Origin of the sequence: Sulfurimonas sp. (assembly GCF_027056685.1) — a bacterium.
In the GTDB taxonomy this organism is placed as follows: domain Bacteria; phylum Campylobacterota; class Campylobacteria; order Campylobacterales; family Sulfurimonadaceae; genus Sulfurimonas.
Window position 1 is genome coordinate 1 of sequence record NZ_JALUKE010000212.1, and the last position, 20,561, is coordinate 20,561.

Sequence of the window (20,561 nt, forward strand, 5' to 3'; positions counted from 1 at the left end):
GCAGCACTATCTCACAAGCATTTTAAAAGGAAGCGGGACAAGCTACAAAGATAAGATTATGCTAAACGCAGTAGAAGATAAAACAAAATCAAGAAGAGTAAGTTTTAAAATCTTACTCAAATAACTCTTTTGTTTGACGAAATGAGAGTCTAGTTTTATCTTGTATAAGTTTTTTATAAAGTTTAAATTTCGCTTTTTCTACTGCTTCATCATCATAATCAAATTCACTTTTAATCACCTCAGAATCAAGACCTGCCGTATCCATAGCAAAAAGTTTGAGCTCTTTTTTTGTAAGCTTTGCTTTTAAAACACTATATAAATCTTTATCGTCTTCCATTAGATCCAAACTATCCATCTTACAAAATTCTGCAAGTTTTTCTCTAAAGTTATTCTCATCGTGGTACTGTCTCCACACTGTATTTTTTAACATATTTATCCTTATATTTTTTCTAATATCAAAGAGAGATTTTTCTCTTTAATGATGATGTTAGCTTCACGCTCTAAAATCTCTCTTGCACAAAACGCAACACGAGTTCCAGCATGCGCAAACATAGAAAGGTCATTTGCACCATCGCCACAAACAAGTGTCTCTTCTTTACTTACACCTAAAACATTCTGCAAGCGTACTAGCATATCGCCTTTTGAGAAATTAAACATCATATCTCCACCGACAAGCCCCGTAAGCTTTCCATCTTTTTCATGCAAGACATTTGAAAAGTCTGCATCATAGCCCAATATATCTTTTGCATAAGAAGTAGCAGTACGAAAACCTCCGCTAAAACATACAACAGTCATACCCTGACTTTTAAGCGCGGCAATAGTCTCTTTTGCTCCAGCCATATATGGTAAAGAGTGAGAAATTTTTTCAACTACTGAATAATCAAGCCCTTTTAAAAGCCCTACTCTTTTTTGTAAAGACTCAAAAAAATCAAGTCTCCCACTCATAGCCTCTTCAGTAATACGCGCAACCTCTTCACCTATTCCTAATTCATCCGCAAAGAAGTCAATAGTTTCACCATCCATTAATGTCGAATCAAAGTCAAATACCGCAAGTTTTAGCATAAATTTTCTCTCTTTTGTATATAATGTCGAAATTATAGCGAAATAGGAATTTTTTTGTTTGAGACACTGATAAACAAGTTAAAAAACGATACATATATTACACTTGAGACTACCCCTGGGCACTCTGCAACTTTCACGCCTACTATTGATAAAATAGCAGCACTTGGACTTAATGAAATGGTAGATGGATTCTCTACAACAGATAATCCTCTAGCAAAACTTAAGTTTAATGCGCTCTTTGGGGCTAAATTACTCCAAGAGAGATTTCATAAGCCAGTCATTGCAACTATGAGTATGCGAGATAGAAATAAAATAGCACTCCAATCTGACCTGCTTGGTGCAAATGAGTTTGATATTCGCACTATTTTAGCACTCACTGGCGACCCAGCAACCATAAGTGACCAGCCAAACGCAAAGGGTGTCTTTGAAGCCGATTCATCGCTGCTTTTAGACATCATTGCTGCGTTTAACTCAGGAATGGACTATGCGGCAAAACCTTTTGCCGAGGCACCTAAGCATATCTACCCTTTTGCTGTAGTGAACTCCTATGCGAAAAATCCAAAAACACTCCAAAAAAAGATACAAAAGAAGATAAAACATGGTGCAGTTGGTATTATAACCCAACCTGTTTATGATGTAGAAAATGCAAAACAACTTTTAGAACTTAAAGAAGAAGCAAATGAAGCATGTTGTTCTGAAAATAAAAGTGCAGAACTTATTTTAGGAGTTTTCCCAATCACAAAACTCCGCACTGCACAGTTTTTAGCTTCTCATGTACCAGGCATCAATGTTCCACCGTGTTGGATAGACAAACTCCGTAAAGCAAATCTACAAGGTGTCGATGAAGAGTATAAAGTAGGGTTTGAACTTAGTAAAAAACTCTTTGAAGAACTCAAAGAACTTCACCCAAAAATCCATCTTATGACAGCAAATCAATTTAACATCGCCAAAGATATACTCGTTTAGCCTTTACGCCTTATAAGGGCTTCGATGTCACTAAGCATTTTTATATCTTCAGTTTTCATATCAGAATGCTTTATAGAAATTGAAACACCACTCCCCTCTAAAATTGCATTTAACACATCTAGGTGTTTGCTTAAATCAAAATGCTCAGAGTTTAAAACTATAAAACTATCTCCAAAAACTCGAAAAACAAGTTCACTTTTATTTATATTGACTAAAACCTGCGCAAACTTTTTAAGGAGTTTATCACCCTCATTCCAACCATATTTTTTATTGTATTGATTAAAATTATGCAAAGAAACTGCACTGAGACAATGCATATTAAACTCATCCGTATGGTTATATGCCAACACAAATTCTAGGTAATCTTTGTTATAGACATCAGTCACCTGATCTTTGTAGAAGTATGAAAAACGCTCTTTTTCTATTTTGCTTTTTGGCTGCTGTGATATTTCCATCTCGACAGATATATCTTTTAGGGCAACTAATGCCGCTCTTACAACCTCAGAGTGAAACTGTTTTCCTGCTAAACGCTGCATCTCACTAAGTGCTACAGAGACATCTTTTCTTGTTTTATAAATTCTATTTGTCGTCATTGCGTCAAAAGAGTCTGCAACAGTCATAATCTGAGACAGCATAGGAATCTCATCTCCCTTAAGACCTTGCGGATAGCCGCTTCCATCATAGTGTTCATGGTGATGCCTTACAATCTCTGCTATATCTTTATAAATATCGACACCATTTAAGAGTTCATAACTCACAACAACATGCTCTTTAATAATTTCATACTCTAAAGGAGTTAAGTGCCCCGGCTTTAGTAAAATAGAATCTGGTGTAGAAATTTTTCCAATATCATGAAGCATACAAGCACGATACAAATCGTCAAGTTTATCTTTATTATAACCCATCTGCTCGGCTATAAGAACAGAGTATTTTGCAACTCTTTTAGAGTGTCCAGCGGTGTAGCTGTCCCTTTTTTCTATGATATTTACAAGAGAAAATATATGCTGTTCATAATCTTTTATTTTCTCTTCTAAAAGCTCTTTTGCTCTTTTTTTACCATAAAATATAACACCTAAACCAAGTAAATATATAAAAAGTAAAGCAGCTGTCTCTTCAAGAGAGTGTTTAAATGCTTCATCATAATAAGGTTTCATAGGAATAGAGACAGAGACACCACCTCGAATGTCACCCTCTTTATAGCCTTGAAAAGCATGACATTTTAGACAGGACTTTTTCGTTACTAATGGTCTAAGATAACGAAAATACTCTTCACCACCCATATCTTCTTTAGTTGAGTATGATTTTCTTGTAATTTCTGCCTCTTTAAGCACTTTTTCTTCCCATGCATCAGGCTTATTTTTAGGGTTCATAAGTACTCGACTTGTTATATGACCTTTTATTCCATAAAGTTTTGTATAGTCATGCATCATTTGGGAGAGTATGTATGCAGGGTTCATAAGCGTTAAATGCTGTCCAGCAGTTGTATAAACATCACGATTTTTTATATGGGAAAGGTAGGGATTTGGAGGTGTACTTTTTGTTATGGGAACATAAACACCACCATGCGAAGCTCCCCAAGAGCGATATGCCAAATCTTTTTTTACACTTACGATGGCTTCAGTTTTTACAAGAGAGTCTGCATAACCATAGTTATTTTTTACATTTACCAAAATAGCGCCAAAAACTATGCTACTCCAAATAAATATAATAAGATAAATCACTCGGTTTATAAATTTTGCTTTGTATTTCATCTCTCTATCCCGCTCTCATTTTATAACATTATAGCAATATTAAATATACTTATGCTAAAATTATTTAAGAATTTGACTTTAAAGAAAAACAAATGCACAAAAAACTTATACTATTTTTTTTCTTACTTCTACAAATAAGCACTTTATCAGCAGATAAAGATATGACTAAAGATTATGTAAGACCAGCTTTCATCTTAGCATCGGGTAATTTAGAGTTTGTTTTTCCTCAAATAATAGAAGCGTTTTATAAAAAATATCCAAATGCCTCAGTACATATACAATACAACTCTTCAGGCTATTTAGCAGATGCCATTCTACATGGTAAAGAGTACGACATATATTTTTCAGCAAACAAACGCTATCCAGCACAAATTTATAAGGCGAAAAAAAGTGCCACAAAACCAAAAGATTATGTGCAAGGCTTACTTATACTTTTTGTACCAAAATATCTTCCTCTTCAAAAAGAGGGAATCAAAGTACTCAGATCAAAAAAAATAAAAAACATTACAATAGCGAACAAACAGACTGCTCCTTATGGAGTAGCAGCAATGCAAGCACTAAAAAACTCTAAATGCTCTATACAAACACTTGAAAAAGTACGCTACTCTTCAGATGTTGCGAGCGCTATAGATAATGTTATTTGGAGAGGAGATGCCGGATTTTTATCAAAATCTGCTCTATATATTCTTCCAAAAGGGAGAAAAAAAGAGGGAAGAGACTGGATACAAATCGATACAAAACTCTATACCCCTATTATTCAAGCTTATGTTGTATCAAAAGAGGGTCTAAAAAATCCAAATGCACAAAAATTTCTCCGATTTATCCACTCAAACGCAGGGAAAAAAATCTTTCAAGACAACGGATATATAAATTTGCTATAATCACATTAATTATTTAAGTAATACTGATTAGGAAAATTATGATTGATTTAAAACTACTCCAAAAAGAGTTTGATACTGTTAGCAAAAAACTGATGCGTAAAGGCGTTGATGAGAAACTACTTGAAAAAGTAAAAGTGAAATTTGAAGAGCTGAAAGAGGCAAAAGTAAATTTTGAATCCCTCCAAGCCGCACAAAATGCTATGAGTAAAGAGTTTGGTGTTTACAAGCGTGAGGGAAAGGACATCTCAGAGCTTAAAGCAAAAGTAGATGAAAATAAAATCCGCATTGCAGATGCACTTGAAGTGCAAAGACTCCGCCAAGAGGAGCTTGAAAAAATTGCAATGGCAATTCCTAACATTCCAGATGATGATGTTCCAGACGGTGAAGATGAAGAGTCTAATGTTGAGCTCGGTCGTGTGCTTACGCCAAAAGAGTTTTCATTTACGCCAAAAGAGCACTGGGAACTTGCAGAACAAAACGGCTGGATAGATTTCGAGAGTGGTGTCAAACTTGCAGGAAGCCGCTTTAGTGTTGCTTATGACATGGGTGCAAAACTTGAACGCGCACTCATCAACTTTATGCTCAATTACAATGCAAAAAAAGGCTACACAGAAGTAAGTGTGCCACACATTGTAAACAGAAAAGCACTCGAAGGCACTGGGCAACTTCCAAAATTTGAAGACGATCTTTATAAAATAGAAGGACAAGAACTTTTTCTTATTCCTACTGCAGAAGTTCCTTTGACAAACCTATTTCAAGATGAGATAATTCCAGCAGATAATCTCCCAATTAAAATGACAGGCTACACATCTTGTTATAGAAAAGAAGCAGGTGCAGCAGGACGCGATACTCGTGGCATTATCCGTCAGCACCAGTTCCACAAGGTAGAGCTTGTCTGTATAACAAAACCCCAAGAGAGTGAAGCTATATTTGATGATATGGTAAAGACTGCCTCTGAGATTTTGACAGCACTTGAACTCCCCCATCGTTTGGTAAACTTATGTACGGGTGATTTAGGATTTGGTGCAGCACATACAACAGACATCGAGGTGTGGCTACCAGGTCAAAATACATACCGTGAAATAAGTTCCATAAGTAACACAAGAGATTTCCAAGCACGCCGTGCAAAAATCCGTTACAAAAACGGCAAGAAAAATGAACTTGTAAATACACTCAATGGAAGTTCATTAGCCGTAGGTCGCACCATAGTCGCCATTATGGAAAACTACCAAAACGAAGATGGAAGCATTACAATTCCTGAAGTATTAAAACCTTATATGGGACTCTAAAAATGGATGGAAAAAAACGAGCCAATCTAAAGCATGGAATGAGTGTCGCAATAGTTCTTAAAAAAGATCAAGACACAGGATACCTGACAGATGGCATAGTCCGTGACATTCTCACAAAATCACCTACACATCCTCACGGTATAAAAGTACGCTTGATGAGTGGGGAAGTTGGGCGTGTTCAAGAGATATATTAACTAACACCTTGCACAGGCAACAATCTTTGGCAGCTGTGCAAACTCCTCTTGCAAATCTTCTAGTAAACAGTTGAGAATTTTATTTTGCGTCAGACTGTATATCATCCACTTTCCACTCTGTCTTGTTTGTACGAGTTCTGCTTCGCGCATTAGTTTCAAGTGACGCGAAACAAGTGGCTGAGAGAGTGTGAGGGTATCGCATATTTCACACACGCAAAGCTCTTTTTCTCGCTGCATCAAAGCAATAATTTTCACTCTGTTTATATCTGATAATATTTTGGCTATTTGAACTAATCTTTGCATCTAATCTCTTTTGAAGTTTTATTATATAACAATTCTGTTATATGAATTATATCATACCAAATGATAAAAAAGGGTGAATTATGAAAAAGTTACTTTTAACGGCACTTCTAAGTGTAAGTGCACTCTTAGCAATGAACGCAAAAGATATATACAAAGCAAGTTATGCAAAGCCTCATGCTAATCAAACAGTAGAGGACAAAGCAGAAATGCAAAATAAGCATATACAGATGCAAATACATAGCATGAGAAATATGAAATGCGGCGGCAATAAATATGAAAATAAGCAACAAAGACAAAGTAGCTCAAAATGTGGAACTGTCAAGATAGAGACACACTAAAGGACTGTAATGGAATACATAACACTCTTTTTTTCAGCACTACTAGATCTAAGCAACGCAATGGCACCCTACATTCTCTTTGGGCTCATCTTTGCAGCCTTTTTACATGAGTTGGTACCCGATAGCATTGTAAAAAATCATCTCGGACACGACTCTGTCGTCTCGGTTATCAAATCAACTATTTTTGGTATTCCACTTCCTGTCTGTTCTTGTGGTGTCATTCCTCTTGCTGCTGGAATTAAAAAGAGTGGAGCAAGCAATGGTTCAACCCTCTCTTTTCTCATTTCTACCCCTATTACAGGCGTGGACTCCATTTTAGCAACTTACGGAATGTTTGGCTGGGCATTTACTATCTACCGCGTCATCACTTCCATGATAGTCTCCATAATTGCAGGGATCTTAACAAATATCTACGCAAAAGAGGAGCAAAAAGAGGAAGAAAAGGCAGCAGCACCAAAGGCTGCGTTTAGTATGGTAGCACCTCAAACGCAGCCAAACGCAGCGATGGCATTTTCTGCTGTGCAAACACCAAACAAAGAGGAAAAAGAAGAAAGTTGCAGCGATGGAAGCTGCTGTAGTGGCACTTCATGTGAGACAGAGAAAAGTTGTATGCCTAAACGCGCTCTCTCTTACGCTTTTGGTACACTTTTAAAAGACATAGCCTCTCCACTTCTTGTGGGACTGCTTCTTGGTGCGCTCATAACAGTGGCCGTTCCCGAGAATTTGAGTGATATTCTCATCAAGTACAACTGGCTCTCCTATATCATCGTGCTTATCATCGCCGTGCCGATGTATGTCTGTGCTACTGCATCACTCCCAATTGCCGCGGGACTCATGCTTGCGGGTGTTTCTCCGGGTGCTGCGTTTGTATTTTTAAGTGCAGGACCTGCGACAAATACGGTCACCATTGGAGTAGTCAAAAAGATGCTTGGCTCGACTACACTTGTCATCTACCTTGGTACCATCATTGTAGGTTCAGTTCTTTTTGGTTTCGGGCTTGATTATCTGCTGCGTGATGTTAGTGTCAATGAGCTTGTGCATGTGCATGAGGACTTCGGCATAGCGGCGTGGGCTTCGACAGTTATTCTCTGGGCATTTGTGCTTTACTACATCATAAAGCCCTACTTTGTCAAAGAACAGCCAAGCTGCTGTGCGAGTAAGTGAAAAAGTAGATGATGAAAAGAAGAAGACTCCTTACATTCGTACTGTTGTTCGCTCTTAGCTTTACATCACTGCACGCTTTTGTCATTGATGCGCTCGATACGCACAGCTGCAATGCACAAGAATATGTCCATGAGTTCTCTTCTTCTGAGACCCACATAATAGATGGCGACATTTGCCACATTCACGCTGCGTTTCACACAGTTGTTATACTCTCAGAACTCCCAATAATATTCGAGAATACTACTCTAAACGCAGTCCCTCACTTTTTTGTAATTTCGTATGAGTACACTCCCTACAACACACTTTTTAAACCCCCTGTCACACTCTAAACAACCTACAACCTAGACTTCTGTCAAAAAACTAAATTATCATCAGGATAGATTATGAAAAAAAGATTGCTTTTGCCATTTTTGGCAACACTCTCTTTGTATGCTCAGGATTTTGAGCAGTTCAAAGAGGAGGCTTTATCTAAAAGCCCTTATTTGAAAGCAAATGCTATGCGTATTGAGCAGAGCAAAGAGCAGAGTAAAATAACAACTCGTTACAAAAACCCTACTTTGGCACTTGAGGCTTCACAGTTTGAGCAAGATGCCTCAAACGCAAGTGACAATGGCTTTCGCATAGAACTTACACAACCACTGCGTTTATGGGGTGTAGACAGTGACAGAGATGCACTGAGCCAAGCCCAACTCACCAGCGCAAAAGAGAAAGTGAAACTCACTCGTGCTGCGTTTATAAAAGTGCTCTCTTTAAAGTATGTTGCCTATAAGCGCCTTGTAAAAAGAGAAACACTCGCAGCTCAGGAGCTGCAAATCGCGCAAAAGATTGCCGAGATTTCAAAAGCACGATTTGAGAGCGGCACAATTGCACGAGTAAAATACCTCCAAGCCACACTCGATGTCAAACGCGCGAAAAACAACCTTGACACGCTCACAGTGGCAAAAACAGATGCCCACTACAAGTTACTTGCATTTGCAGGTTTGCAAACAGAGCCGGAACTAGAGAGTAACTACACATTCAAACTCAAAACAGAAAATGCACCTCTGAGCGCTCCCGAACTCGCAGTTTTACAATCGCGCCAAAAAGAGGCATCCGCAAACGCAGCGCTGAGTGCCAACAAACTCGAATGGCTCGAAATGCGTGCCGAGTATGAAAAAGAGCCTGACCAAGCCATCTACCGAGTTGGTATGAACATTCCGCTTGTAGTTTTCAATGCAAAACAAGAAGAGAAAAAAATAGCAAAACTCCAAGCCCAAACGCAGCAGTTGCTCTTTGAGCAGACAAGAACCGCTCAAAACTTCACACTGAACAAAACCGTGCGTCTCATCGACAAACTTAGCGCTCTTCAAAAGAGCACACAAGCGCTCATAAATGCACAAAATGAACTTTTGCTGATGTATGAAGATGGCTACAAAATAGCCAATATAAATCTCGTAGAGCTGCAACTTATAAAAAACCAGATGATACGCACACAAGAGAAACTCATAGACATCAACACAAAAAAAGAGAACAACATCATAGAGTACAACTACCTCACAGGAGCATATAATGAATAAAATACTACTCACACTCACTCTGCTTGGCGCAACACTCACTGCCATGGAGATACCGACACAAAAAGTTTCGCTGCACGATTTTTCGCAGTCTCAAAAGATAAACGCAAAAGTCATCCAACTTTCAAACGCACAAGAGGCGATAACTTCCATCGTTGCAGGGCACTTGGAAAAGTACTATGTAAAACCTGCACAGGTCGTTAAAAAGGGACAAAGAATTGCACTTATAGAGTCCATTGTCGTCTCTAAGATGACAGCAGATTATCTCTCACTCAAAAAGCAGCTCGCTTCATCTGAGAAAAATTATGATGCCCTTAAAAAGCTCTATGAAAAGGGGATGACCTCTATGTCTGAACTCAACAATGAGAGCATCAAAAAGAATACCATAGCCGCGAAGCTCAATGCACTCGAATCACAACTTATGACTTTAGGTATAGATACAAAGCATCTAACAAAAGCAAGTGCCTCGTATGTTCTACGCTCTCACAGCGGCGGAAGAGTAAGCGCACTGCTTAAACCACTCCACTCTTCTGTAAGTGAAAATGATCCTATAGTTAACATTGCAAAAGAACAAGCCTACTACATCAAATCCTATCTGCCAATTGAGTATGCTACAAAGGCAAAACTCGGCGATAAGCTCATAGTAGATTATGCAGGCAAAAAGATAGTAACACATATCACGCAGATAATGCCAAATGTCGATGAAGCAACACAAAGGGTTATAGCGCTCTCAAGCGTCGATGAAAAAGTAGATAACCTCTTCATTAACGCCTATGTAGAAGCAACACTCTACTTTGGAAAGAAGTTTGAACATCTTGCGGTAAAAAAATCGGCACTGAGCTTTTTTAACAATGAGTGGGTTGTCTTTGTACCAAATGGCGAAGAAGAAGAAGAAAGCGCTAAAGAAGAAGCAAATGAGGAAGAAAAAGAGGCTGTACCTTACGATATAAAAGTCGTTAAGGTTCTTGCCTCAGATGAAAACTATGTTGCCGTTGAGGGGCTAAAGCTAGGTGAGGTTTATGTAAGTGACAAGAGTTACTACATCAAGTCTGCTCTGCTTAAATCCTCTTTGGGTGATGGGGATTAGGAGTTAGTATGTTAGACAAACTCATAGAGCTTTCGCTCAAGTATAAAATCCTCGTTATTGTTGCGTTTATCGCCATCTCGCTCTTTGGCTATAAAGCCTACACTGAGATTCCCATCGACGCCTTTCCTGACATCACGCCAAAACAGGTTGTGATCTACACAGAGAGTCCGGGAAATTCGGCTGAGGACATTGAAAAGCTCATTACATACCCTGTAGAATCCGCACTCTCAGGAATGGCAGGGGTCACGCTCATTATGTCAAACTCCATCTTCGGGCTCTCCTATGTGAGTGTCTTTTTTGATGATGCTATGGACATCTACTTTTTACGACAACTTGTCTCAGAGCGCCTGAGCAGTGTTGATATTCCAAAAGGCTGGGGCAAGCCGGTACTTGGTCCAAACACCACAGGGCTTGGACAGGTCTTTTGGTACCAAATCAAAGACACCAGAGGCAAATACTCTCTGCGCGAGCTTAAAGAGATGCAAGAGTACATCGTTGCTCCACTTTTTAAGTCTGTCTCGGGTGTTGAAGAGGTTGTCAGCTGGGGAGGAGACGAGAAGCAGTACAATGTTTTGGTCGATACGAAAAAGCTCCAAGATTTTGGCATCACCTACGATGACATCATCCAAGCACTCCAAAAGTCCAACCAAGCAGCCGGTGGACAGTATCTTGAGTTTAACCGTGAGCAGTATCTCATTCGTGGTGCAGGTCTGTATAAAACTCTCGATGACATCCGTAACACCGTAGTAAAAGCAACAGAAGGTCAAGCCGTAACCATCGGTGATGTTGCCAATGTTGCCAAAGGTTCGGCTCCCCGTTTTGGTGCGGTAAGCATCGATGCAAAAGAGGCTGTCATGGGAATGGTACTCCAACGCAGCGCTACAAACGCAGCCAAAGTAGTAGAGCGCCTCAAAGAGAAGATACAAACCGTAAACACAGCCCTGCCTGATGGTGTAAAGATAGCGACCATCTATGACAGAACTGAGATAACGCATAAAGCGATAAATACGATGACATCGGCACTGCTGAGTGGTGTGATTTTGGTTGCCATTGTTCTTTTTCTCTTTTTATTCGAGCTTCGCAGTGCCTTTATAGTCATCATATCACTCCCTATTTCGTTGCTTATTGCATTTTTGTTGATGGATTATTATAATCTCTCGGCGAACCTTATGAGTCTGAGCGGTCTAGCCATTGCCGTGGGGATGATAGTCGATGGAACCATCGTAATAGTAGAGAACTCTTTTCGACTCATTCACGAAAAGCCCGATGCACCAAAACTTGCCATAGTCACCCAAGCTGCCCAAGAGGTTGCAAAGCCTGTTACCTTTGCAGTGCTTATCATTGCGGCGGTTTTTATTCCCCTACTCTCACTTGATGGGCTAGCAGGAAAGCTCTACACCCCAATGGCACTTAACATCGTCTTTGTTATGCTTGGCTCTTTGCTTGTTGCACTCATTTTAGTACCTGTGCTTGTTTTGATGCTGCTCAAGCCCTCAAAATCAGCTGAAAACAGCGTGATGAAAGCGATAAAAAAAGCCTACACCCCTGCACTGCGTTTAGCACTTGACAATGCAAAAACAATCTTGGCAGCAGTGAGTCTGCTCTTTATAGTTTTAGCATATATCTTAACCCAACAAGGGCGCGAGTTTTTGCCTTCGCTCAATGAAGAGTCTATTATGTACCGTGTCATCGCCATTCCCGGAACGGCTCTGACTCAGTCGGTAGATACTTCGAAAAAAATAGAAAAGTACATTTTGAAAAACTACCCAGACGATGTAAGTTCAGTACTTGCGATGATAGGAAGAAGTGAAAAAGGAGAGACCGCGCAGGCGAACTACATGGAAATTCTCTTGACACTTAAACCTGACATAAAAGACCTGCCTGCACTCACAAAAAAAATGAGTGAAGACCTTGGAGAGCAGTTCTCTTATGTGCAGTTCGTACCGACACAGCCTATTGCTATGCGTATTGAAGAGCTTTTAGAAGGTGTAAAAGCCGAACTTGCCATAAAGATCTACGGAGATGACCAAAAAGTGCTCGATACCATTGCAAAAGAGATCCAATCTGCCATAAAAAATGTAGACGGTCTTGAGCGTATGGAGATTGAAACGCAGCTCGGTCAGGCACAGATAAAGATCGCACCTGACTATCTCGCACTGGCTCGTTATGGAATCAGCGTTGATGAAGTTATGGAGGTTATACGAAACGGCATCGGCGAAGAGGCGGTTACACAAAAAATAGAAGGCATAAGACGCTTTGGCATTGTAGCAAAGATAAAAAATGCCAAAAAAGATATAGAATCACTCAAAAATGTAACGCTGCGTTCAAAAAGTGGCAAGCTTGTCACTTTAGCGCAAATATGCAACATTCAAATAGTCCAAGGTGCATCATTTATAAAGCGTGAGAACCTCAGCCGCTATATGGTGCTCTCAATGGATGTAGAGGGACGGGACATCGCCTCATTTGTAGAAGAGGCTGACAAAATAATAAAGAAAAAAGTAAAAATACCCGCAAGTTACTACATAGGCTGGGCAGGTGACTTTAAAAATATGCAAGAGGCAACACAAAAACTGATGCTCATCATTCCTATTACGCTTTTAGTAGTCATTTTACTCCTCTATACTGCGTTTAACTCCTTTAAAAAGGCGTTCATAATTCTGCTCAATGTTCCATTTGGCTTTATAGGAGGCATAATTGCCCTGCTTATCAGCGGTATCTATCTCTCTGTTTCAGCTATTGTGGGATTTTTAGCTATTTTTGCCATTGCCATATTAAACGGCATTGTTTTGGTAAGCTTCATCGATGAGCTGCGTTTGAAATTCCCTGATGTACCTTTAAAAACAGTGCTTAAAGATGCAACACTACTGCGTTTAAGACCGGTACTGATGACTGCGTTTACCACACTCTTTGGCATACTCCCGCTGCTTTACGCCTCGGGTGTAGGAAGTGAAATACAGTACCCACTCGCAGTGGTCATCACAGGAGGCATCATCAGTTCAACGCTGCTTACACTCTTGATACTGCCTGCGACCTATTTGCTTTTTTATGAGAAAAGTGGCTCTAAAAAAGTTGTAAAGTAGAGAGAAGAACAAAGTAAGTTCAGACACTCTACACCTGCAACTTGCTATAATACATAAAAGCGTCATCAAGGAAAAATAATGCGAACACTTAAAATAGAACTCGAAGACAGTGTCTACCAAAATGTAGTACAAAGTGGAATTGATGTGCAAGAAAAGGTTAAAGAATTTCTTTTTGAGTTAGTTGATGATGGCTACCCTGCCATTACAACGGATGAAGCGAAAAAAAGAGTAGTTGATGCTGTGAAAAAGTATCAGCATAGAACAGGCACATATTTAAATGAACAAGAGTATGAAAATCATATGCATAAGTATATGCAAAGTTTAAAGAGTAAATATGCAGATAATTAGAGAAGAGACTTATATCTCTAATTTAGAGCCTATTTTAGAATATATTGCTCAAGACAGTTTCAATAAAGCTTTTGATTTTCTCTCTAAACTTGACAACAAAATTACCAATATAGTTAATATGCCCTATAAGTACCGACAATCTTTGTACTACAACGATACAAATATAAGAGACTTAATCTTTAAAGGTTACACAATTATTTATATAATAGACCTAGAAAATAAGACAATAGCCATCATCGACATCTTTAAATGGATAAACAAATAAACTGCTAACACTCCGCTTACACTCTTATGTGATAATACCACTATCAAAACAAGGAAGTCGCTTCAAAAAGCAAAGAGTTCCAAGTTTGAAAATTAAAGACACAAAGGATTCAAAATGAATTTCGCAAAAATCACATTATCAGTAGCTCTTCTTGGAGCATTAACTTTAGGTATGGCAGATGATACTGCAACACAGTCAAGTAACACTAACTCAGGTATTGATGCTCAAATCACAAAAATTCAAAATGCACCTGCACAAGAGCGTGTACAACTTATGAACCAGTTTAAAGAACAACTTGCAAATATGAATGTACAAGAGCGCACAGATGCTATTGCTCAAATGCAAGAGAAAATGCAGGGTCATGCTCAAGAAAATATGCAAGCAGGTCAAGATATGGGCGAGACAATGCATAAAAATGCGCAAGATACAAAAAATCACGCACAGGATATGATTCAAGAGCATCAAGCACATGCTATGCAACACATGGATCAAGCTCAAAGGACAAATCAAATGCAAGCTGGAGATCATATGAATTATATGGATCATATGGAACATCAAAATGATCAAACACAACATCAAAATGATCAAACACAACAGAACAATTTTGGTAGTCGTCATTAATAACATAGTATAATCACTTTTTAGAGTGGTTATACCACTCTAAGTTCCAATTTTTCAGGAGAAATAAATGAATAAAATTTTACCTATATTAATAGCATCTTCTCTTCTCTCTAGTGGACTTTTTGCTTATTCTGATTCAGATATGGATGGAGTAGCTAATAGTGTTGACAAATGTCCAAATACACCTTTAACAGATTTAGTAGATATTAATGGATGTAGTATTAAAAAACTCTCTGTTAAAAAAGCATCAAAAGGACATGCTGATATAATCATCGGTGCAAATTTTGCCGATTCAAATTATGCTACGCTCAATCAAACAGACACTTATTCTGGCTCTTTACAGATGGATTATTACTATGGTAATTTTTCCCTTCAAGCATCTACATCATACTATACGACAAAAGCAAAAACTTACAGCGAGCAGGGAATGAATGACTCCTTTATTGGAGCCGCTTATAATTTCAGACCTATCAAAAATTTATCGCTGCGTTTAGGTGCGGGAGCATTGCTGCCAACATACCAAACATCACTCAATAATAACAATACAGACTACACAGGCTCTGCAAGTCTTAGTTATACAGTAGCTAAAGTAAATGTTTTTGGCGGTTACAGCTACACTATGATTAATGATGATGATGTGAATACGACTAACACTAACTATATCTATCAAGACACAAATTCATATAGTGCAGGTTTAGGTTACTATTTTACAAATAAACTCTATATGAGTGGTGCATACAATCTTTCCAACAGTATCTACAAAGGCATTGAAGACATACAAACAGCATCTCTTTATGGATATTATTCTATAGATAAAAATCGATTTTTAATCTTCTCTTATGCCTATGGTTTAAGTGATACAGCAAGTGACAACGCTGTTTCTCTCAAAGTCGGTTACTACTTTTAAAAGTTTACAAGGAAAAAAAGATGCACAAAAAGATACTGCTACTCGAAGATGATTATGAACTCGCAGAGACGCTACAAGAGTTGCTTGAGATGCATGAGTACAAGGTAACACTTGTGCATAATGGCAATGACGCAGTCGATGCAAGTTATGACAATAAGTATGATTTGTATGTTTTTGACATCAATGTCCCTGATATGAACGGTATAGAACTGCTAGAGAGTCTCAGAAATGCAGATGACAATACTCCTACCATCTTTATTAGTGCGCTTATAGACTTAAACACCATCGCAAAAGGCTTTGAAGTGGGTGCTGATGACTACATCAAAAAACCTTTTTTTCCAGAGGAGTTACTCATACGCGTTAAAGCTAAACTCTCACAGGTCAGCAAAGATATAGAGTACAAAAACCTACGCTATTCACCTGAGAAGAAAGAGTTGCATAAAGATGGAAATATCGTTCCTCTTGGTGAAGTGCAAGAGTGTTTATGTGACATCTTTATGCAAAACATTGGTAATGTTCTCGATAAAACTGTTTTGATGGACTGCCTTGTCAATCCATCAGACTCAGCACTTCGTGTGGCTCTGAGTAAATTTAAACACATTACAGGACTTCCTGTAAAAAATATTCGTGGTGTGGGGTATATTCTTGAAAAAAGTTGAGCAAGAGTCACTTTTTAAAAGTTTTTTTCTTTTCTTCTTTTCCCAATCACTACTTATTACTGCCCTCTTTTTTATCAACTACCAAAAAGAGGTGCAAACACTTGACGAGCAGATATTTTCACAAATGCGTATCTGTAGTTTTGATCTGCAGTGTAAAGAGTATGGCATAGATTTTGTTCCAAAAGATGGACATGAACTCTACAAGCTCTACAAAAAACAGGATGAACTAACCTCCTACTTTACCATTCCCAATTCAAAAAAGAATTACCTCAAAATTTATCTTAAAAAGAGCCTTTATACTGCAAAAATAAGCAAGATTAAACGCAGCCTATTGTTACAGTTTTTAGTACTTGAATTTATCATTGCCCTGCTCTCTTTTGGCTTTGCTCTATATGCGCTCTCTCCACTGCGTAATGCACTGCGTTTAACTGAAGAATTCATCAAAGATATTTTACACGACTTTAATACCCCACTCTCTACTTTGCGTTTAAATATTGCAATGCTCAAAAGTAAATTTGGCGAAACATCACAGATGAAACGAATAGAAAACAGTGTAGCCAACATCCTAAATCTTCAATCAAACTTACGCTCTTACCTAAACGCTCATGCAAGCCAAAAAGAGGAGTTCGAACTCTATGAGTTTTTACAAGAGAGAGTAAATCTTATAAGCAGCAACTACAAAAACATTCACTTTAGTGTTGCACCCATGAATGTAAAACTCTTTACAAACAAAGATGCCTTTAGTAGAATTGTAGATAACCTACTCTCAAACGCAGCTAAGTACAATAAAAACAATGGCACAGTAAATATTCGCTATGAAGAGAATAATCTTCTTATACAAGACAGCGGCAAAGGCATCAAAAATCCAAAACGAGTCTTTGAGCGTTTTTACAAAGAGCAAGAGCGTGGCATTGGCATAGGGCTGCATATTGTCAAAAAACTTTGTGAAGAGTTAAAAATAAAAATCTCTCTTGAGAGTCAGCTTAATAAAGGAACACTCTTTTACTTAAATCTTGCGCCACTAACACTTCGCTAACACTAAAATAATATACTTCTACTATCAAAACAAGGAGTTATATTATGAAAAAATCAATTTTAGGTCTTTCACTACTAACAGTAGCACTTTTTGCAAGTGAAACAACAACAGGTTTAGATATGTTGGTAAATGATGCAAAAACAATCAACACTACGGCTATGAGTTCTTTAGACTCTATTTCAAAAAGTCAAACAAAATTAGCTAATTATGAAGAAAAAGTAAACAACTACTCAGATGCAGTTGCCAAATTCACTCAACAACAAGCGCAAAGTTTTTCAAGTAAAAAAGAGGCAATCCAAGCTATGAATAGTCTTGAAGAACTCAGTTCTCAATCAGTAGTAATGGCAAAAGAGATTTCTTATCTTAGTGCACATGAAGCCGATAATGCAAGTGATGATTATAAAGCAACACTACAGACACTTTCAAAAACTACACTTCGTCTATCTGATGATATTGGCACAATGTCAGACAGAATTTTAAAAATGGCAGATAAAATAGGTGTAATGGCAGATAGAATTGTTAAAACACAAGAGATTCAATCACGAAATTTACATGCGACAACAGCACTTGTAAATGGAGCTATGCAACTAGCAGCAGCACAAACAGGTGAACATCAAAAAGCGACACATGCCCCAGCAGTAAATATGGGTGCCATGCAAAATAGTGCTATGAAACAAACATCGCAAACTCAGAATATAGGAAATATGCCTCATTAAAATTTAAAAATACTCTTTAAAAGTGACATATGTCACATTGTGTTTACTTTCAGAGGAGTAAAATACATCTAATAACTTAATTAGATGGAGTTTACAGATGTCACAAAATGTTAAATGGTTTAATGAGATAGGTATAGCAGATGTTGCCGAAGTCGGCGGAAAGAATGCTTCTCTTGGAGAGATGTATCAAAATCTAACGAGTGAAGGTGTTCGCGTTCCTAATGGTTTTGCTGTAACATCAGATGCGTATGTGCATCTGCTTGATGCAAATGATGCATGGAAAGAGTTACATGAACAACTTGACAATCTTGATGTAACGAGTGTAGATGCCCTACAAACTGCAGGTAAAAAATGTCGTGACATAGTTTACAACTGTGAAATTCCTGCTGATTTAAAAAGTGACATCTTAAGTGCTTATGAAAAACTAAAAGAGGAATACGGCGAAAATCTTTCAGTAGCTGTTCGTTCTTCTGCAACTGCTGAAGACTCCCCTGAAGCCTCTTTTGCAGGACAAAACGACACTTACTTAAATATCGCAACTGCAGATGAACTACTTGACGCTTACAAGCGTTGTCTTGCTTCAAACTTTACCGACCGTTCTATTCACTACAAATATGACAATGGTTTTGATTACTTAAAAGTATATCTCTCTGTTGTTGTTATGAAAATGGTTCGTAGTGATAAAGCTGCAAGTGGTGTAATGTTCTCACTCGATACAGAGACGGGATTTAAAGATGTTGTATTTATAAACGCAGCGCTTGGTCTTGGTGAAAATGTAGTACAGGGAACAGTCAACCCTGATGCCTTTTATGTTCATAAACCGACATTCAACAAAGGCTTTAGAACCGTACTCAAACGCTCTTTAGGCTCAAAAGAGAAAAAAATGGTATTTACAGATACCATCAACCTTGACAATATCGCCGTTGAATATACAAAAAACATTCCAACAACAAAAGAGCAACAATCTCATTTTTGTCTGAGTGATGATGATGTTATGGTTCTTGCTGATTATGCAATCAAGGTTGAAAAACACTACTCTGAGAAAGCAGGCTATCATAAACCAATGGATATGGAGTGGGCAAAAGATGGTGATGATGGGCACCTTTATATGGTACAGGCTCGTCCTGAAACGGTAGAGAGTCAAAAACATGGAAATATCTTAGAAGTTTACCATATGCAAGAGAGTGGTAAAGTTCTCGTAACTGGTCAGGCAATCGGCACAAAAATTGGACAAGGAAAAGCACACTATATCAAGGGTGTAGAAGAGTTAGATACTTTTAAGGCTGGTGAAGTTTTAGTAGCCGATACCACCAACCCTGATTGGGAACCAATTATGAAAATAGCGGCTGCTATCATTACAAACAAAGGTGGGCGTACTTGTCATGCGGCAATTCTTTCACGCGAACTTGGCATCCCTGCTGTTGTAGGATGTGACAATGCTACAGAAGTTCTTGCAGATGCTGATAAAGTTACGGTGAGTTGTGCTGAGGGCGAAGATGGTCATATTTACGAAGGTATTTTAAAATATGAAATCCAAAAAACAGATCTCTCAAATCTTCCAAAAACAAAAACAGAGATTATGATGAATCTTGGAAATCCAGACCTTGCATTTTCTCTAAGCTCATTACCTGTTGATGGAATAGGACTTGCAAGAATGGAGTTCATCATTAACGAGTACATTCAGGCGCACCCTATGGCACTTAAACATCCTGAAAAAGTCGATGATGAAACAAGAGCAAAACTACAAGAACTTACTGAGGCATATAGCTCAATGGAAGACTTTTTTGTTAAAACACTCTCTGAGGGTGTAGCAACTCTAGCATCTGCTGTCTATCCTAAAAAATGTGTTGTTCGCATGAGTGATTTTAAATCAAACGAATATGCAACGCTTTTAGGTGGTACTACTTTTGAGTTAAAAGAGGACAATCCTATGATTGGTTTTCGTGGTGCATCTCGTTACGCTCATCCAAACTATGAAGAGGGATTTGCACTTGAATGTGCGGCCATGAAGCGTGTACGAGATGAGATGGGCTTTACAAATGTTACGCTTATGATTCCATTTTGTCGTAGAGTGCAAGAGGGTCAAAAAGTCATCGACACTATGGCAAAATATGGGCTTAAACAGGGTGAAAATGGCTTAGAAATCTATGTAATGTGTGAAATTCCAAACAATGTCATTCAAATAGATGCCTTTAGTAAAATATTTGACGGATTTAGCATCGGTAGTAATGACCTTACACAACTTACACTTGGAGTTGACCGTGACAGCGAAGTGGTTGCGTTTGATTATGATGAGCGAGATGAGGGTGTCAAAGAGATGATTCGCCTTGCAACTGAGGGG

At 38.3% G+C, this 20,561-nt stretch carries 22 protein-coding genes; 18 read left to right on the plus strand and 4 right to left on the minus strand.

All coding sequences use genetic code 11. From position 1 onward, the window contains the following. Window positions 1-112: 112 nt before the first annotated feature. Both MVY38_RS09320 and serB read right to left on the minus strand, forming a co-directional pair. Complete coding sequence (locus MVY38_RS09320; RefSeq protein ID WP_297485525.1) at window positions 113-430, minus strand: hypothetical protein; 318 nt, start codon at window positions 428-430, stop codon at window positions 113-115. Window positions 431-438: 8 nt separating this feature from the next. Beyond that, the gene (gene serB / locus MVY38_RS09325) at window positions 439-1,095 is read right to left on the minus strand and encodes a phosphoserine phosphatase SerB (RefSeq protein ID WP_297485567.1); all 657 of its coding nucleotides are present in this window, start codon (window positions 1,093-1,095) and stop codon (window positions 439-441) included. 21 nt (window positions 1,096-1,116) lie between these two features. Here serB and MVY38_RS09330 point away from each other — a divergent pair, with 21 nt between their 5' ends. Continuing rightward, window positions 1,117-2,028: a methylenetetrahydrofolate reductase gene (locus MVY38_RS09330; RefSeq protein ID WP_297485527.1), complete on the plus strand. Its 912-nt coding sequence runs from the start codon at window positions 1,117-1,119 to the stop codon at window positions 2,026-2,028. Here the strand turns inward: MVY38_RS09330 and MVY38_RS09335 are convergent. Further along, a complete protein-coding gene (locus tag MVY38_RS09335; protein ID WP_297485529.1) occupies window positions 2,025-3,779 on the minus strand; it encodes an HD domain-containing phosphohydrolase in 1,755 nt (584 codons plus the stop codon). The two genes, MVY38_RS09330 and MVY38_RS09335, sit on opposite strands and share 4 nt — an antisense overlap. A 161-nt stretch (window positions 3,780-3,940) precedes the next feature. Here MVY38_RS09335 and modA point away from each other — a divergent pair, with 161 nt between their 5' ends. From modA to MVY38_RS09350, 3 genes are read left to right on the plus strand one after another with little or no spacing between them, the layout of a single operon-like run. Beyond that, a complete protein-coding gene (modA, locus tag MVY38_RS09340; protein WP_297485531.1) occupies window positions 3,941-4,660 on the plus strand; it encodes a molybdate ABC transporter substrate-binding protein in 720 nt (239 codons plus the stop codon). A 38-nt stretch (window positions 4,661-4,698) separates the two neighbouring features. Beyond that, complete coding sequence (serS, locus tag MVY38_RS09345) at window positions 4,699-5,949, plus strand: serine--tRNA ligase (RefSeq protein WP_297485533.1); 1,251 nt, start codon at window positions 4,699-4,701, stop codon at window positions 5,947-5,949. Between the two features lie 2 nt (window positions 5,950-5,951). Beyond that, window positions 5,952-6,143 carry a YwbE family protein gene (locus MVY38_RS09350; RefSeq protein WP_297485535.1) on the plus strand — a complete coding sequence of 64 codons (192 nt, stop codon included), beginning with the start codon at window positions 5,952-5,954 and terminating at the stop codon, window positions 6,141-6,143. On the opposite strand, the gene MVY38_RS09355 is transcribed toward MVY38_RS09350, so the two are convergent. Further along, window positions 6,144-6,446, minus strand: coding sequence for a metalloregulator ArsR/SmtB family transcription factor (locus MVY38_RS09355; protein WP_297485537.1), 303 nt, complete (start codon window positions 6,444-6,446; stop codon window positions 6,144-6,146). It lies immediately after the preceding gene. Window positions 6,447-6,526: 80 nt separating this feature from the next. Between MVY38_RS09355 and MVY38_RS09360 the strand changes: the two genes are divergently transcribed. The 14 genes from MVY38_RS09360 to ppsA form a co-directional block, all read left to right on the plus strand. After that, complete coding sequence (locus tag MVY38_RS09360) at window positions 6,527-6,784, plus strand: hypothetical protein (RefSeq protein ID WP_297485539.1); 258 nt, start codon at window positions 6,527-6,529, stop codon at window positions 6,782-6,784. Between the two features lie 9 nt (window positions 6,785-6,793). Next, window positions 6,794-7,948 carry an SO_0444 family Cu/Zn efflux transporter gene (locus MVY38_RS09365; RefSeq protein ID WP_297485541.1) on the plus strand — a complete coding sequence of 385 codons (1,155 nt, stop codon included), beginning with the start codon at window positions 6,794-6,796 and terminating at the stop codon, window positions 7,946-7,948. A gap of 8 nt (window positions 7,949-7,956) precedes the next feature. Next, a complete protein-coding gene (locus tag MVY38_RS09370) occupies window positions 7,957-8,277 on the plus strand; it encodes a hypothetical protein (RefSeq protein ID WP_297485543.1) in 321 nt (106 codons plus the stop codon). A 54-nt stretch (window positions 8,278-8,331) separates the two neighbouring features. Beyond that, window positions 8,332-9,504, plus strand: a complete 1,173-nt coding sequence (locus MVY38_RS09375) for a TolC family protein (protein WP_297485545.1) — start codon at window positions 8,332-8,334, stop codon at window positions 9,502-9,504. After that, entirely contained in the window at window positions 9,497-10,588 is a 1,092-nt protein-coding gene (locus MVY38_RS09380; protein ID WP_297485547.1) for an efflux RND transporter periplasmic adaptor subunit, read from the plus strand. Before MVY38_RS09375 ends, MVY38_RS09380 begins: the two co-directional genes overlap by 8 nt. Before the next feature lie 8 nt (window positions 10,589-10,596). Further along, window positions 10,597-13,668, plus strand: a complete 3,072-nt coding sequence (locus MVY38_RS09385) for a CusA/CzcA family heavy metal efflux RND transporter (protein WP_297485549.1) — start codon at window positions 10,597-10,599, stop codon at window positions 13,666-13,668. Between the two features lie 78 nt (window positions 13,669-13,746). Beyond that, a complete protein-coding gene (locus MVY38_RS09390) occupies window positions 13,747-14,016 on the plus strand; it encodes a hypothetical protein (RefSeq protein ID WP_297485551.1) in 270 nt (89 codons plus the stop codon). After that, complete coding sequence (locus MVY38_RS09395; protein ID WP_297485553.1) at window positions 14,003-14,281, plus strand: type II toxin-antitoxin system RelE/ParE family toxin; 279 nt, start codon at window positions 14,003-14,005, stop codon at window positions 14,279-14,281. The genes MVY38_RS09390 and MVY38_RS09395 overlap by 14 nt, the downstream gene beginning before the upstream one ends. 114 nt (window positions 14,282-14,395) lie before the next feature. Beyond that, on the plus strand, window positions 14,396-14,902 hold the full coding sequence (locus MVY38_RS09400; RefSeq protein ID WP_297485555.1) for a hypothetical protein: 507 nt from the start codon (window positions 14,396-14,398) through the stop codon (window positions 14,900-14,902). A 67-nt stretch (window positions 14,903-14,969) separates the two neighbouring features. Further along, complete coding sequence (locus tag MVY38_RS09405) at window positions 14,970-15,809, plus strand: DUF3187 domain-containing protein (protein WP_297485557.1); 840 nt, start codon at window positions 14,970-14,972, stop codon at window positions 15,807-15,809. Window positions 15,810-15,829: 20 nt separating this feature from the next. Next, on the plus strand, window positions 15,830-16,468 hold the full coding sequence (locus MVY38_RS09410) for a response regulator transcription factor (RefSeq protein ID WP_297485559.1): 639 nt from the start codon (window positions 15,830-15,832) through the stop codon (window positions 16,466-16,468). Then, window positions 16,455-17,504, plus strand: coding sequence for a HAMP domain-containing sensor histidine kinase (locus MVY38_RS09415; protein ID WP_297485561.1), 1,050 nt, complete (start codon window positions 16,455-16,457; stop codon window positions 17,502-17,504). The genes MVY38_RS09410 and MVY38_RS09415 overlap by 14 nt, the downstream gene beginning before the upstream one ends. A gap of 44 nt (window positions 17,505-17,548) precedes the next feature. Next, window positions 17,549-18,220 (plus strand): hypothetical protein, encoded by a 672-nt coding sequence (locus MVY38_RS09420; RefSeq protein WP_297485563.1) that lies wholly within the window; start codon window positions 17,549-17,551, stop codon window positions 18,218-18,220. 97 nt (window positions 18,221-18,317) lie between these two features. Next, window positions 18,318-20,561: phosphoenolpyruvate synthase (gene ppsA, locus MVY38_RS09425; RefSeq protein WP_297485565.1), on the plus strand; the 2,244-nt coding region annotated here is incomplete at its 3' end.